The sequence below is a fragment of the Nocardioides sp. NPDC000445 genome, assembly GCF_040300245.1.
Taxonomy (GTDB): Bacteria; Actinomycetota; Actinomycetes; order Propionibacteriales; family Nocardioidaceae; genus Nocardioides.
Map to the genome: position 1 here is coordinate 191,049 of NZ_JBEPDH010000012.1, position 13,747 is coordinate 204,795.

Consider the following 13,747-nt stretch of genomic DNA (forward strand, 5'->3'; position numbering starts at 1 on the left):
CTGCCTCAACCCAGCATCCGGATGCTGGTCGGCACGACGCCGCCGACGACCTCGAGCTCGGCGCCCTGGGAGAAGAACGGCAGCAGGTTGTTGGCGAACGGCACCACGTCGTACGACTCGAACAGGCTCGCCTCCGCGGCCAGCCAGTCCTCACATCCCTCGGCGCCGTTCTTGGCCATCGCGGTCTTCACCGCCGCGTCGTAGCCGGAGTTGGCGATGCCGGCAAAGTTGTTGCCGCCCTCGGCCGGCGCCGGACCGGAGAGGAACGGGACGATCTGGTCGGGGGTGTTGATGTTGACCGGCTCCCAGATGACGTCCCAGTCGCCGGTGCCGAACATCGCGGTCTGGATCGCGGTCTGGTCCAGGGACGTGGCCTTGGCATCGATCCCGACCTTCTTCCAGGCAGCGACGGCCAGCTCGGCCGCGGCGGTCCCGGACGCGCCGAGCGAGGAGTCGTAGACGAAGTCGACCGCGAGCGGCTGCCCGGCCTTGGTCCGGACGCCGTCGGCACCGGCGGTCCAGCCGGCGTCGTCGAGCGCCTTCTCGGCGGCGGCGGCGTCGTTGTCGACCAGGTTGCCCTCGACCGAGGAGCCGGTGCAGCCGGCGGGCTCGACGACCGCGAGCTGGGTGGCCGGGCCACCCTTGTCGGCGGTGATCACCTTCTGCAGCTCGGCCAGGTCGAGCGCCTGGGTCAGCGCGGCGCGTACCGCGGGGTCGGCGGTCGGGTGGCCCTCGTTGTGGTTGAACCACTGCTCACCGACGACGGCCTGTGCGTCCACGCGGTTCAGCTTCGCGGCGTCCAGCCGGGCAGCGTCCTGACCGGTGATCGAGGCGGCGTTGAGCTCGCCGGAGAGGAGCTGGTTGGCCACGGTCGTGTTGTTGGCGACGATCTTGGCCTCGATCGTTGCGGGGGTGCCCGTGGCTGCGGTGGTGGCGCCGTCGGGACCCCACGTGTAGTCCTTGCGGACCTCGTAGGTGTAGCGGTCGCCGGGGACGACGTCCTCGAGCACGTACGGACCGGTCCCGGCGGTCCCGGTCTTGAGGCTCTCCCGGTCGGCGAGGCCGCTGTCGCACACCATCGGCAGATAGGCGAACGAGGCCAGCACGAACGGTGCCGGAGCCGCCAGAGTGACCGTCACGGTCTGTCCGGATGCCTTCGCGGTCGCGCCGGCCGGGATGAAGACGCCCAGGTAGGGACTCTTGTTCTTCGGGTCCTCGACGTAGCTGATGTTGTCGACGACGGTCTGGGCGGTGAACGCCGAGCCGTCCGCGCAGGTCACGTCCTTCTTGATGTCGAAGGTGACCGTCGTGCCGTCCACGCTCCACTTCTCCGCGAGCTGCGAGCGCACCTCCCCTTCCTTGTCGACGCTGACCAGGGAGTCGTACGCGAACCGGCTCAGCTGCAGCAGGGTGCTGGTCACGCCGCCGTGCGGGTCCAGGGCACCGGGATCGGAGGCGATGGCCATCGTGAACGGCTTGCCGTCGACGTACTCCTCGGACTCGCTGCCGCTGCCCGAGCCGGAGCCGCACGCGGCCAGGCCCGCGGCGACCAGGGGCAGGGTCAGCGTCAGGAGGACGGGTCTCGCCAGGGCTGCTCGGGATCGGCGCAGGTTCATGGGGCGTACCTCTTTCGTACGGGTTCTGGGGGGGGATGGTCAGTCGGCGCGCGCGACGACGCGGCCGTAGTGGACGTACTTCGCCCGGGCGTCCGCCTCGCCGATGAAGGCGAAGACGACATGGATGCCGCGGACGGGCTCGGTGGCGATGAAGGAGTCGCCGTCGAGGTGGACGAGAGGGAACCGCATCGGCTGCTCGCCGATCTCCGCGATGACGTCCTTGGGGGTGCGGTCCAGGACGAGTCCGCCGGCGCCGTCGGCGGTGACCTCGATGTCGTAGATCGTGTCCGCATAGCGCCCGACGAACCGGTCGAGCTCGACCGTCGCGGGCGCGGCCGGCGGGGTGGGCCGGTCAGGAAGCCGTACGCCGCCGAGGTCCTCGAGCAGACGCGCGACCGCCGCGTTGAAGAGCCCGAAGACCTCACCTCCGTTGGTGAGCAGCGCGACGGCGAGCCCCTGCTCGGGTACGACGCGGAGGAACGCGGCCTGGCCGATGGTGCCGCCGTCGTGCGCGATGACGGTGCCCTGCGGGGTGTCGATGAGCTCCCAGCCCAGACCCCAGGCGCTGCCCATCCCGGAGAGCAGCGGCAGCTCGACCTGGCGCTCCCGCGTCGCCTCGACGGAGTCGGCCGAGAGAACCTGGGTGCCGTCGGGTGCGGTCCCGCCGTTCAGGTGCATCCGGACAAAGCCGAGCAGGTCGCTTGCCGTCATCGCGAGCATCGAGCCGGCCGGCGCGTTGGACCTGGCCAGCGCCCAGGTCGGCGCCGCTTCCGGGGAGCCGTCCGCCCCCGGCATGTGTCCCGTGGCGGCACGGCGCAGGATCGCCTCGTACGGACTCGGGGAGACGCTGGCAAGACCGAGCGGTCGCGCGATCCGCTCGAGGAGCACCTGGTCGAACGGGGCCTTTCGCAGCACCTCGACCAGCCGCCCGAGCACGACGAAACCGGTGTTGTTGTAGGAGAACGTCTCACCAGGGGCGAAGAGCTGCGGCAGGTCGGTGAGGGTCGCGACGTAGCGTTCGACCGCGTCCTCGCCGCGCCCGGTATCGGTGAAGATGTCACCCTCGAAACCGGCCGTGTGGCACAGCAGCTGGCGGGTCGTGATCGTCTCGCCGGCCTCGCGGTCGCCGATGACGAGCTCGGGCAGGTAGTCGCGTACCGGCCGGTCCAGATCGAGGAGACCGTCGTCGACGAGCTGCATCACCAGCGTCGCGGTCCAGACCTTGGTGATCGAGCCGATCTGGAAGACCGTCTCGGTGTCGGCCTCGACTCCGGTGGCCAGGCTGGTCGTGCCGGCCGCGGCGGCGACCACCTCGTCGCCGAGAAGGACGGCGATCGAGGCGCCGGGCACCCCGTGCTCTGCGACGAGGTCGGCGAAGCTCTCCTGCAGGAACCGGGCGGCGTCCGGGCGGGTCGGGTCGTGGGGCATGCCGAAACCGTAGGGAGTCCCGACGGGTGCGTGTTCGTCCCATCGGACAGTCAACCGGGCACCCTGTTGTCCGATCGGACAATGGCCGCCGTGGCCGGTGACGGTTTGATGGCGACGTGCTGATTCTCCGTGGTGGCCTCGTCGTCGACCCTCGAGCAGGGACAGAGCAGGTGGCCGACGTGGCCGTCTCCGACGGGTCCGTGGTGGCCGTCGGGAACGTCCCCGACGACCCCACCGCCGAGGTGATCGACGTGACCGGGCTGGTCGTCGGCCCCGGGTTCGTCGACCTGCACAGCCACGTCCACTCGATCGCCGGCCAGAGGCTCCAGGCGATGGACGGAGTCACCACCACCCTCGACCTCGAGGCCGGGCTGCTCCCCCTCGACCTGGCCTACCAGCGGGCTGCGGCCGACGGCCGGGTGCTCCACTACGGGTTCTCTGCCTCATGGGGCGACGCGCGTGCCGTCGCGCACCTCGGGATCACGCCGGGGGCCGACCTGGAGGCCTCGTTGTCGATGCTCGGCGACCCGGCCTGGCAGCGTACGTCCTCGGCCGCGGAGCGGCACGCCTGGCTCGAGCTGCTCGAGTCCGAGCTGGCCGCGGGGGCCCTCGGGATCGGAGTGCTGATGGGCTACGCCCCACGCTCGGACCCCGCCGAGTTCCTCGACGTCGCCCGGCTCGCCGCCCGCAGCGGAACCGCGGCGTTCACCCACGTTCGCGAGATCGTCGAGGCAGACCCCAGCACTCCGATCGACGGCTCGGAGGAGATCACCCGCGCCGCCGCCGAGACGGGCGCGCGGATGCACCACTGCCACGTCAACAGCACTTCCCGCCGCCACGTCGACCGCGTCCTCGGCCTGCTCGACGACGCTCGCACGGCCGGGTCGGACGTGACCGTCGAGGCCTATCCGTACGGAGCCGGCTCCACGGCGATCGGCGCCTTCTTCCTCGCTCCTGAGCGGCTCGGCGCCTGGGGTCTGACTCCGTCCTCGATCACGATGGTGACCACCGGCGAGCGGATCGCGTCGCTCGCGCGCCTGGCCGAGCTGCGGGCGACGGACCCCGGCGCCGTCTGCGTGGTCCGCTTCCTCGATGAGGACTCCCCCACCGACAACGCGATGCTGCAGCGCACCCTCGCCTTCCCCGACGCGATCGTGGCCAGCGACTCCATGCCGGTGGAGTGGGCCGGCGGGGTCACCGACACCCGGGAGTGGCCGCTGCCGCTCGGCGGCCAGACCCACCCTCGCACCTCGGGCACCTACGCCCGTTCGCTGCGCCGTATGGTCCGCGAGACCGGTGCCTGGACGTGGCCGGAGGCCTTCCGCCGCTGCTCCTACCTACCGGCTCAGGTGCTCGCCCCCTTCACCTCGGCGATGCGCGGCAAGGGATACCTGGCGCCCGGCGCCGACGCCGACCTGGTCGTCCTCTCCCCCGACCGGATCACCGACCAGGCGACCTACCTCGACCCCACCCGGCCCTCGGCCGGAGTCGTCCACCTCCTGGTCGACGGCACCTTCGTCGTGCGCGACGGCAGCCTCGACCCCACGGCGTACCCGGGCCGGCCGATCCGCCGCTGACGCGCGCCGATCGGGAGCGTACGCATCGCCGCGGCGGCCGTGGTCGCGATGGTCGGGTGAGGCTCAGGCGCGAAGCCCGGGCCGGGCGATGAAGACGTAGAGGAGCGCCCCGAGCCAGCCGAGGAAGATCATCAGCAGGACGTAGAGGATCTTGCTCTGACCGGCCGCGGCCCACACGCTGTCCGGTGTCCGCAGGGCCTGCACCAGCATCAACAGCCACCACACGGTGACCGCCAGCCCGACCAGCAGCAGCGCCGTGCCGCCGATCAGGTAGGCCCACTCGGTTCCGGTGGGCAGGCCGATCATCGGTGTCATCGCAGTTCTCCCGGTGCATGGCGCGCGAGCAGCATCGGCATCAGTCCGACGACCTGGTCGCGCAGGTCGTCCAAGGCGCCGGGACGGCCGTTGAGGTGACCCAGCAGCGCCTGCTGGAAGATGCCGTCGAACATCCCGTAGGCGACCGGCGCCGCGATCGCGGGCTCGGTGCCGGCGAGCTCGGCGTAGCGGTTCACGACGCGCGCGATCATGTCCTCCAGGCTCTGGTCGATCTGGGTGACCGCCTCGCGCAGGCTCTCCTCGAACATGGACTGCGAGCGCAGGTCGTACCAGAGCCGGTGCATCGGCGCTTCCTCGACGATCGTCTCGACCAGCTTGTCGCCGAACCGCACGACGAGGTCATCGGGAGAGGTCGCCTCGGCGACGACACCGTCGTAGCGGTGGACGCAGGTCTGCTTGTAGTAGCGCACGCAGTAGACGATCAGCTCGAGCTTGTCGTTGAAGTAGTAGTGCACGACGCCGTGGCTGAACTCGGAGTTGTTGGCGATCTCCCGCAGGCTGGCGCGGGCGTAGCCCAGCTCCCCCAACGTACGCAGCGCCGACTCGGCGAGCGCCTTGCGGCGTTCGTCGTGCTTGTCGGCAGGCGTGCGGCGAGGCGACTTGGGTGCGGCGACCTGGGTCATGGGCGGCAACGATACCCCCTCCTGTGCGTCGCTCGATGCCGTCCGGACCATTTTCTGGTCAATCGTCAAGAGAAATCTTGACAGTCGTCAAGATTCGCGATTGTCTGTGAGCCCGATCACAGCGACGAAGGAGTCACAGATGACCGATCTGAGTGGACGCACGGCACTCGTCACCGGCGGTGCCCAAGGCTTGGGCGAGGGAATGGCCCGAGCGCTCGCGGCGGCCGGCGCCACGGTGGCCGTCGCTGACCTGAAGGACGACCAGGGCACCAAGGTGGCCGAGTCCATCGGCGGCACCTTCGTGCACCTCGACGTCACCGACGACGCCTCCTGGGAGGCCGGCGCGGCCGCCGCGGTCGACGCGCTCGGCGGGCTCGACATCCTGGTCAACAACGCCGGTGTCGAGATCACCAGCCTGGTCACCGAGCTCGACCCGAACGACGTGAAGAAGATGCTCGAGGTCAACGTGCTCGGCACCGCCCTCGGCCTCAAGCACGGCCTGCGCACGATGCGGCCCGACGGCGCCGCCGGCAAGGGCGGCGTGATCGTCAACGTCGCCTCGGTCGCGGCCACCATCGCCTTCCCCGGCATCTCGGTCTACTCGGCCACCAAGAGCGCCGTCGACCGGCTGACCCGCGTGGCGGCGATGGAGAGCGGCAAGCTCGGCTACGGCGTACGCGTCAACTGCATCTACCCCGGACTGGTCCCGACCGAGATGGGTGCCGGGCTGGCCAACGACGTAGCCCAGCTCGGCCTCTTCGAGTCTCCGGAGGCGGCCGTCGGCGGCGTCGTCGAGCTGACCCCGTCGGGACGTCTCGGCACGGTCGAGGACATGGCCAACGCGGTCGTCTTCCTGGCCTCCGACCAGGCGGCCTTCGTCAACGGAGTCGGCCTCGCGGTCGACGGCGGAATGGGGATGTGACCATGAGCGAGCGTCAGCGAGCGACCGACGGCCTCAGGCCGCCGCGTCCGTATTCTTCGCTTTCCACTACGGAGGCGGCGGCATGAGCGAGAACAAGCCTGTCGTCGTCTACGGCGCCTCCGGCTACACCGGCCGGCTGGTGTGCGAATACCTGCGCGAGCTCGGTGTGCCGTTCGTGGCCGCCGGCCGCTCCAAGGACAAGCTGGTCGCCTCGATGGCCGCCAACGTGCCCGGCATCGAGACCGCCGACTACGAGATCGCCGAGGTCGAGCACTCCGTCGAGGCGCTCACCGAGCTGCTCACCGGGGCGCGGGTCGTGCTCAACACCGTCGGCCCGTTCTCGTCGTACGGCCCCCAGGTCGTGGAGGCAGCGCTGGCCGCCGGCGTCCACTACGCCGACACCACCGGCGAGCAGGACTGGCTGATCACCTGCGACGAGACCTACAGCGAGGGCTTCGCCGAGAAGGGCCTGCTGCTCGCGCCGGGCATCGCGCAGATGTACACGACCGGCGAGATCGCGGCCGAGATCTGCCTCGAGCAGCCCGGCCTCGACACCCTCGACATCGCGGTCTTCTGGGGTGGCTCCCCCACGATCGCCTCGACCCGCACGATCCTGGTGAACGCGGCGACCTCGAAGGCTCACTACCTCGAGCAGAACGCGTACGTCGAGTTCGACCCGACCGCCGGACTGGTCCCGCTCGTGGTGCCGGGCCAGCACGAGCTGGCGCTCTCGCTGCCTTGGGGCGGCACCTCGCACCCGGTCTGGTATCGCCGCGACCCGAAGGTGGCCACCTGCAAGGCCCAGGGTGGCGTCTTCAACGCCGCGCTGATGAACGGTGTGCCGCAGATCGTGGCGGGTGCACTGGAGGCGACCAAGGACATGGACGCCGAGCAGCGCGACGAGGCGCTGACCGCCACGGCGGCCCAGGTGATGAACCAGATGCCGCCGCGCGAGAACCCCCGGCTCAACAAGTCGCTCGACTCGGTCCACGCCTCCGGCCCGCTGGGGCGCGCGCACTGCGTCATCCACGGCAACCAGAACTACAAGCAGACGGGACTGCTGCAGGCGTACGTCGCCTACTCGCTGCTGCAGCAGCCGCCTCGCCGGGTGGGCTTCGCCTCGGGCTGCCAGGCGTTCGGCCACCGCGAGCTCCTCGGCCAGCTGCAGGCCTTCGGGCTCGTCTCGGAGCCGGTCGTGACCCGGCAGCGCGGCTGAGGCGGCCCGATGCGGCTCGTCGACTATCTGGACAAGGGTGCCTCGCTGGGAGGCGACGCGCCCTGTCTCGTCTGCGGCGAGGACACCTGGTCGTACGCCGAGGTCGTCGATCTCTCGGTGCGCGTCGCCGCGGGCCTGCGGGCCCGCGGCGTCGCCCCGGGCGCGAAGGTCGCCATCCTCTCGGCCAACGACCCGGTCGCCTTCGCCTCCGTCTTCGGGATCAGTCGCGCGGGGGGCGTCTGGTGCCCGATCAACCCGCGCAGCGAGGCGGCGGAGAACCGGGAGCTCCTCGACCTCTTCGGCTGCTCTGCGCTGATCTTCCAGTCGGCCTTCGCCGGCCTGGTCGACCAGATCCGCGGCGACCTGCCGGAGCTCACCACCCTGGTCTGCCTCGACGCGACCTACGACTGGGCGATCGGCTGGGACGACTTCCTCGGCGCTGCCACCGAGGTGTTCGAGCCCGTCGAGGTCGAGGACGACCTGGCCATGGTCGTCGGCACCGGCGGGACGACCGGGCGACCCAAGGGCGTCATGCTCACCGGCACCAACCTGGAGACGATGTCGGCGATCACCCTGATGGCCTACCCGTGGCCGGGTGCGCCTGAACGTCCCACCTATCTCGCGCTCGCGCCGCTCACCCACGCCGCCGGGGTGCTCTGCTTCCCGGTGATGTGCCTGGGCGGCAAGATCGTGGTGATGCGTACGCCGGACGTGGGTGCGTTCCTCGAGCACATCGAGCACCACCACGTCACCCACACATTCCTGCCGCCGACGCTGATCTACCTGGTGCTGGACCACCCGGCGCTGAAGTCGACAGACCTCGACTCGCTGCGCTGCTTCTGGTACGGCGCGGCACCGATGTCGGCGACGCGTCTGGAGGAGGCGCTCACCCGGATCGGCCCGGTGATGGCGCAGCTGTTCGGGCAGACCGAGGCGCCGATGATGATCGCGACCATGTCACCCGCCGACCACTTCCACTCGGACGGGACGGTCGCCACCGAGCGGCTCTCCTCGGCCGGTCGGCCTTCGCCACTGGTGACGGTCTCGATCATGGGCGAGCGCGGCGCGCTGCTCGGTTCCGGCGAGCGTGGCGAGATCGTCGTACGCAGCTCGCTGGTCATGCGTGGCTACCTCGACAACCCCGAGGCGACCGCCGAAGCGAGCGCGCACGGCTGGCACCACACCGGCGACATCGGCTTCCTCGACGAGGACGGCTTCCTGCACATCGTCGACCGCGCCAAGGACATGGTGATCACCGGTGGTTTCAACGTCTACTCCACCGAGGTCGAGCAGGCGCTGATGACGCATCCGTCCGTCGCCGACTGCGCGGTGGTCGGGCTCCCGGACGAGAAGTGGGGCGAGCGCGTCACCGCCGTCATCCTGCCCAGGCCGGGCGCCACGGTCGATGTCAGCGACCTGAAGGCGTACGTCAAGGAGCGGATCGGCGCGGTCAAGACTCCCAAGCAGATCGAGGTCTGGCCGGACCTGCCGCGCTCGAAGGTCGGCAAGGTGCTCAAGACGGAGATCAAGAAAAGCCTGTCTCATGGGGCCGAGTCGGCGCATCTGCCCCCGTGTCCCGCGAAGCGAAGCGAGCGGGAGGGGGCGGATGCGCCGACTCGGCCGTAAAGCACTCAGGCAGTAAAGCCCTCAAGCCGCCCAGATGACGAACAGCGAGTAGTCGTCGAACGGCGACTCGGAGCCGTCGCAGCGCCATGCGGTGATGTCACCGTCCTCCAGCATCTCCGCACCGGCGGCAGCACAGTCGTCCTGCCAGTAGAAGTCGCGGCCGGTGTACTCCCAGCCGCCCTCGGCGGTCGAGGCCGATGCCGAGGTCGCCAGCGCACCGCCGGCGATCAGGGCAGCGGCGAGCGGGGCGGCGGCAGCGATTCGGATGAGCTTCATGATGATCTCCTTGGTTGGTGTTCCTGTCGGACACCCACCACGCTCCGCCTCGTCGCTGTCAGAAATGTCCCCCGCTGCTCACCCTTTTCTGTCAGTATCGTCAGTCTGCCTTCGTTTGCTCCGGAAAGGCGGCTGGATCGGCGGCGTACGCCACCATCCAGCTCGGCTCGATGGTGGCGTAGACGACGCCCGGCCCCTCCCAGGTCTGTGGGTCCGAGCCGTAGAACTCGGTGAAGTAGGCGTTGTGCTCGTCGAACTCCGGCCCCTCGGAGACCACGTGCGCGGTGCCGTGGGTGAAGACGCCGATGCGCTCACCATCGACGTGGGTCGCGCTGACGGCGGGGCGGGCGAGCATGTGCTTGGCCTTGATGGCGGTGGGAGAGGTCCCGAACAGCCAGCGACCGTGTACGAAGTGGCCGTCGACGCAGCTCGTCCGCGGCTCACCGCGGGCGGTCACAGTGGCCAGCACCAGCACCTTCATGCCCGTCAGCTCGGTGACGAGCTGACGGGCGTTCAGGCGCTGTTCGTCGTTGACGATGCCGGTCAGATGACCGCTCGCGCGGCCGATCGAGGCGTCCAGGAGGCGTTGCAGGTCGGCGATCTCTTCGTCTGTCTCGTGCACACGACGAGTCTCACACCGACGGTCCCGAAGTCGCTTGACCGTTCTTGCGCGGCTAGCTGATCGCGGTGACGATCTCCGGTGGGATGGCGGTCGACCCCGAGCCGTCGGCAGCGACGACCACGTAGACGACCGACACGGCGCAGGTGACGTCCTCGCCCCGGCGGAACTCGAACTCGAGCGTGAAGCTCTTGGTGCCGATCCGGGTGGTGCGCACCGGCACCTGGACGCGGTCGCCGAGGCCGATGCCGGCCTTCCAGTCCAGGTCGGCGTGGGCGAGCTGGACGTCGACACCCAGCTCCTGCCAGCGGCTGTACGGCACCCCACGGGTGTCGATGAAGTGGGTCATCGCCTCGTCGACGTAGGTGAGGTACCAGCCGTTGAACATCACCCCCTGCATGTCGACCTCAAGGTAGCGGGGCGTGAACTCGTAGACCGTCGTCACGACCGCTCCTTCGCGGGCAGGATCCGCCCGCTGACCTCACCGAGCGCGATCCGGCCGCCGCCCGGCGCGGGCGCGGTGGCGGTGATGGTGACCTCGTCGCCGTCCTCCAGGAACGTACGGGTGGAGCCGTCGTCGAGCTTGAACGGCTCGGCCCCCGACCAGCTGAGCTCCAGGAACGAACCGCGCTGGCCCGGCTCCGGACCGCTGATCGTGCCGCTGGCGAACAGGTCGCCGACGCGCAGCGAGGCGCCGTTCGCGGTCATGTGCGCGAGCATCTGCGGGGCGGTCCAGTACATCGTGGCGAAGGGCGGCTCGGCGACCAGTGACCCGTTGAGCCTGACCTCGAGGGCGAGGTCGAGGGCCCAGGGCTCCAGCGCAGAGTCGTCCAGGTAGCCGGCCAGCGGGACGTCTCGCTCCGGGGGCCGAACCCGGGCCGCGTCGAGCGCCGCGAGCGGGAGGACCCACGGCGAGATCGAGGTGGCGAACGACTTGCCGAGGAACGGGCCCAGCGGGACGTACTCCCAGGCCTGGATGTCGCGCGCGGACCAGTCGTTGAGGAGCGTGATCCCGAAGATGTGGTCGGCGGCCTCGGCTAGCGGCACCGGAGTGCCCTGCTCCGAGCCGACCCCGACGACGAACCCCATCTCGGCCTCGATGTCGAGGCGGATCGAGGGGCCGTCGACGATGCCGTCGGGCGTCTTCCGCAGCCCGGTCGGCCGGACGACGTCGGTGCCGGAGACGACCACCGTGCCGGAGCGGCCGTGGTAGCCGATCGGCAGGTGCTTCCAGTTGGGCGTCAGCGGCTCGGAGTCGGGGCGGAACATCTTCCCGACGTTGGACGCGTGGTGCTCGGAGGCGTAGAAGTCGACGTAGTCGGCCACCGTGAACGGCAGCAGCAGGTCGGCGTCCTCGATGGCGATCAGGTGCGGTCGCACCTGGTCCTCGCTCGCCGGGTCGCTAAGCAGCCGGGTCACCTCGGTGCGTACGTCCTTCCAGACGGCCGGTCCGGCGGCGAGCAGCGCGTCGAGACCACCGGCGCCGACGCCCGTGACGGCGGCGACGTCGAGCACCAGATCACCGATCCGCACCCCGAGCCGCGGCGCGGGGTCCGCGGCGGTGCGGAAGGTGGCGTACGGAAGCGCCTCGAGGCCGAACTGACTGTCCTTGATGTCCAGCCACGTCGTCACTGGCGGCCTCCCGCCCAGGTCCAGGCGTACTTGCCGTCGTCGACCGTGGCGCCGGCCTCGCCGACCTCGAGGGGCCGGAAGGTGTCGACCATGACTGCGAGCTCGTCGAAGAACTCCGCACCCAGGCTGCGCTCCATCGCGCCGGGCTGCGGGCCGTGGGCGTGGCCGCCGGGGTGGAGGGTGATCGAGCCGATGCCGATCCCGGAGCCCTTGCGGGCCTCGTAGTCGCCGCCGACGTAGAACATGACCTCGTCGGAGTCGACGTTGGAGTGGTAGTAGGGCACCGGAACCGCGAGCTCGTGGTAGTCCACCTTGCGCGGCACGAAGTTGCAGATCACGAAGTTGTTGCCCTCGAAGACCTGGTGGGCCGGCGGCGGCTGGTGGACCTTGCCGGTGATCGGCATGTAGTCGGCGATGTTGAAGACGTAGGGGTAGAGGCAGCCGTCCCAGCCGACGACGTCGAACGGGTGGTGCGGGAGGACGTGGACCGAGCCGGCGATGCCGCCGGCTCCGGGGCCGCGATGCTTGATGTAGACCTCGGCCTCACTCGCGTCCACGGTCTGCGGGTCGGTCGGGAGCCGCAGGTCCCTTTCGCAGTACGGGGCGTGCTCGAGGAACTGGCCGAACCGGGAGAGGTAGCGCTTCGGCGGGGCGATGTGGGAGTTCGCCTCGATCGCGTAGACCCGCAGCGGAGCGTCGCCGACGGGCACCCAGCGGTGGGTGGTGGCGCGTGGGATCACCACGTAGTCGCCCTCTCCCACCATCAGGTCGCCGAAGACCGTCTCGACGACACCGGTCCCGGACTCGACGTAGACACACTCGTCGCCGATCGCGTTGCGGTAGAGCGGCGAGGTCTCCCCCGCCACCGCGTAGTGGAGCCGGACGTCGCCGTTGCCCAGCACCAACCGGCGGCCCGTGATCGCATCGGCGCTCTTCCACTCCTCCCCCGGGAAGAGGTCGTGCAGCCCGAGGTGCATCGGGCGCAGCGGGTGGTTGGGGGTGGTGCCGTGGTCGGGCAGCTCCCAGATGCGTACGTCCTTCACCGCCGAGGGGATGTGGCGGTGGTAGAGCAGGGAGGAGTCCGAGGAGAACCCTTCCTCGCCCATGAGCTCTTCGTAATAGAGATTCCCTTCTCCGTCGCGGTGTTGGGTGTGCCGCTTGGGCGGGATGTGCCCGCGCTGTTGGTAATGCGCCATACCCCGGATCGTACGTGACCTGGACCACAGCGATCACGGGGGCCGAACGTCCTGAATTCGTCCCAGGTACCTCCCGGGGCATACCTCCCTCCCCTAGGATCCGGAGATGCCCTCCGACACCCCCGAGACCCTCTTCGTCGCACACGCGACGGGTCGTCTCCTGCATGTCCGGGCCTGCCCCCAGCTCCTCGGCCTCGACGCCCCGATCAGGGCCACCGCCGCGCAGATCGAGACACTGGGCACGTGCGCTTGGTGCGCCAAGGAGCTCTCCGAGGCCGGCCGAAAATACTTCGACTCCGTCGAACAGGCAGTACGCACTCTCGACCCGTCCGACGATGCTGTCCGGGCTACCGAGGCGGCGCTGGGTGACGTCGACTATGAGCTCGTCTGGGTTCCGCCTAGCTATTCGCACATTGCTGTCGGGGACAAGGAGCATGCGGTTGCATGGATCGGGCGGGGTTGCGTCATGCATGAGGATGGGCGGCTCATCGACTTCGGGTGAGCCCGTCTTTTCGTGGTTGGGATGGACCGCCGACCCGTTCTTGGAGGGTCTTCTCGACGAACCCCGGAGTCAAGGACGGCCTTCGGCCGCCGGCTTCGCCGGCCGCTTCGCGGTCCTTGACACCGGCGCCCGTCGAGAAAAAACTTGGCTGGCTGTCGGGGCGGCGGCCCGGGTGTGG

General features: G+C 69.8%; 14 protein-coding genes. 5 read left to right on the forward strand and 9 right to left on the reverse strand.

Going from position 1 to position 13,747, the window contains the following annotated elements:
• Nucleotides 1-5 precede the first annotated feature (5 nt).
• Both ABT304_RS17760 and ABT304_RS17765 read right to left on the reverse strand, forming a co-directional pair.
• Nucleotides 6-1,616 carry an ABC transporter substrate-binding protein gene (locus ABT304_RS17760; protein ID WP_350717115.1) on the reverse strand — a complete coding sequence of 537 codons (1,611 nt, stop codon included), beginning with the start codon at nt 1,614-1,616 and terminating at the stop codon, nt 6-8.
• Nucleotides 1,617-1,655: 39 nt separating this feature from the next.
• Entirely contained in the window at nt 1,656-3,044 is a 1,389-nt protein-coding gene (locus tag ABT304_RS17765) for a serine hydrolase (RefSeq protein WP_350717117.1), read from the reverse strand.
• A gap of 116 nt (nt 3,045-3,160) precedes the next feature.
• Here ABT304_RS17765 and ABT304_RS17770 point away from each other — a divergent pair, with 116 nt between their 5' ends.
• Entirely contained in the window at nt 3,161-4,621 is a 1,461-nt protein-coding gene (locus tag ABT304_RS17770) for an amidohydrolase family protein (RefSeq protein ID WP_350717118.1), read from the forward strand.
• A 63-nt stretch (nt 4,622-4,684) separates the two neighbouring features.
• On the opposite strand, the gene ABT304_RS17775 is transcribed toward ABT304_RS17770, so the two are convergent.
• Together ABT304_RS17775 and ABT304_RS17780 are read right to left on the reverse strand one after the other, a co-directional pair.
• Nucleotides 4,685-4,936 (reverse strand): hypothetical protein, encoded by a 252-nt coding sequence (locus ABT304_RS17775; RefSeq protein ID WP_350717120.1) that lies wholly within the window; start codon nt 4,934-4,936, stop codon nt 4,685-4,687.
• On the reverse strand, nt 4,933-5,580 hold the full coding sequence (locus ABT304_RS17780; RefSeq protein ID WP_350717121.1) for a TetR/AcrR family transcriptional regulator: 648 nt from the start codon (nt 5,578-5,580) through the stop codon (nt 4,933-4,935). Before ABT304_RS17780 ends, ABT304_RS17775 begins: the two co-directional genes overlap by 4 nt.
• A 139-nt stretch (nt 5,581-5,719) precedes the next feature.
• Between ABT304_RS17780 and ABT304_RS17785 the strand changes: the two genes are divergently transcribed.
• From ABT304_RS17785 to ABT304_RS17795, 3 genes are all read left to right on the forward strand, one after another.
• The gene (locus ABT304_RS17785) at nt 5,720-6,502 is read left to right on the forward strand and encodes an SDR family NAD(P)-dependent oxidoreductase (protein WP_350717123.1); all 783 of its coding nucleotides are present in this window, start codon (nt 5,720-5,722) and stop codon (nt 6,500-6,502) included.
• A gap of 82 nt (nt 6,503-6,584) precedes the next feature.
• A complete protein-coding gene (locus ABT304_RS17790; protein ID WP_350717125.1) occupies nt 6,585-7,718 on the forward strand; it encodes a DUF5938 domain-containing protein in 1,134 nt (377 codons plus the stop codon).
• A gap of 9 nt (nt 7,719-7,727) precedes the next feature.
• Nucleotides 7,728-9,344 (forward strand): AMP-binding protein, encoded by a 1,617-nt coding sequence (locus ABT304_RS17795; RefSeq protein ID WP_350717127.1) that lies wholly within the window; start codon nt 7,728-7,730, stop codon nt 9,342-9,344.
• Between the two features lie 21 nt (nt 9,345-9,365).
• On the opposite strand, the gene ABT304_RS17800 is transcribed toward ABT304_RS17795, so the two are convergent.
• The 5 genes from ABT304_RS17800 to ABT304_RS17820 all read right to left on the reverse strand — a co-directional run bounded on the left by ABT304_RS17800 (nt 9,366) and on the right by ABT304_RS17820 (nt 13,067).
• Nucleotides 9,366-9,620: a hypothetical protein gene (locus ABT304_RS17800; protein WP_350717129.1), complete on the reverse strand. Its 255-nt coding sequence runs from the start codon at nt 9,618-9,620 to the stop codon at nt 9,366-9,368.
• Between the two features lie 100 nt (nt 9,621-9,720).
• Nucleotides 9,721-10,242 (reverse strand): pyridoxamine 5'-phosphate oxidase family protein, encoded by a 522-nt coding sequence (locus ABT304_RS17805; protein WP_350717131.1) that lies wholly within the window; start codon nt 10,240-10,242, stop codon nt 9,721-9,723.
• 52 nt (nt 10,243-10,294) lie between these two features.
• Nucleotides 10,295-10,684, reverse strand: coding sequence for an acyl-CoA thioesterase (locus ABT304_RS17810; protein WP_350717132.1), 390 nt, complete (start codon nt 10,682-10,684; stop codon nt 10,295-10,297).
• Nucleotides 10,681-11,871 carry a fumarylacetoacetase gene (fahA, locus tag ABT304_RS17815; protein ID WP_350717134.1) on the reverse strand — a complete coding sequence of 397 codons (1,191 nt, stop codon included), beginning with the start codon at nt 11,869-11,871 and terminating at the stop codon, nt 10,681-10,683. The genes ABT304_RS17810 and fahA overlap by 4 nt, the downstream gene beginning before the upstream one ends.
• The gene (locus tag ABT304_RS17820; RefSeq protein ID WP_160024034.1) at nt 11,868-13,067 is read right to left on the reverse strand and encodes a homogentisate 1,2-dioxygenase; all 1,200 of its coding nucleotides are present in this window, start codon (nt 13,065-13,067) and stop codon (nt 11,868-11,870) included. The genes fahA and ABT304_RS17820 overlap by 4 nt, the downstream gene beginning before the upstream one ends.
• A gap of 106 nt (nt 13,068-13,173) precedes the next feature.
• Here ABT304_RS17820 and ABT304_RS17825 point away from each other — a divergent pair, with 106 nt between their 5' ends.
• Entirely contained in the window at nt 13,174-13,569 is a 396-nt protein-coding gene (locus ABT304_RS17825) for a hypothetical protein (RefSeq protein WP_160024036.1), read from the forward strand.
• Nucleotides 13,570-13,747 lie beyond the last annotated feature (178 nt).

Bases quoted from the DNA above. Each gene is read 5' to 3' on its own strand.
- ABT304_RS17760 (WP_350717115.1), bottom strand. From the start codon at position 1,616: ATGAACCTGCGCCGATCCCGAGCAGCCCTGGCGAGACCCGTCCTCCTG.
- ABT304_RS17765 (WP_350717117.1), bottom strand. From the start codon at position 3,044: ATGCCCCACGACCCGACCCGCCCGGACGCCGCCCGGTTCCTGCAGGAG.
- ABT304_RS17775 (WP_350717120.1), bottom strand. From the start codon at position 4,936: ATGACACCGATGATCGGCCTGCCCACCGGAACCGAGTGGGCCTACCTG.
- ABT304_RS17780 (WP_350717121.1), bottom strand. From the start codon at position 5,580: ATGACCCAGGTCGCCGCACCCAAGTCGCCTCGCCGCACGCCTGCCGAC.
- ABT304_RS17785 (WP_350717123.1), top strand. From the start codon at position 5,720: ATGACCGATCTGAGTGGACGCACGGCACTCGTCACCGGCGGTGCCCAA.
- ABT304_RS17790 (WP_350717125.1), top strand. From the start codon at position 6,585: ATGAGCGAGAACAAGCCTGTCGTCGTCTACGGCGCCTCCGGCTACACC.
- ABT304_RS17795 (WP_350717127.1), top strand. From the start codon at position 7,728: ATGCGGCTCGTCGACTATCTGGACAAGGGTGCCTCGCTGGGAGGCGAC.
- ABT304_RS17800 (WP_350717129.1), bottom strand. From the start codon at position 9,620: ATGAAGCTCATCCGAATCGCTGCCGCCGCCCCGCTCGCCGCTGCCCTG.
- ABT304_RS17820 (WP_160024034.1), bottom strand. From the start codon at position 13,067: ATGGCGCATTACCAACAGCGCGGGCACATCCCGCCCAAGCGGCACACC.
- ABT304_RS17825 (WP_160024036.1), top strand. From the start codon at position 13,174: ATGCCCTCCGACACCCCCGAGACCCTCTTCGTCGCACACGCGACGGGT.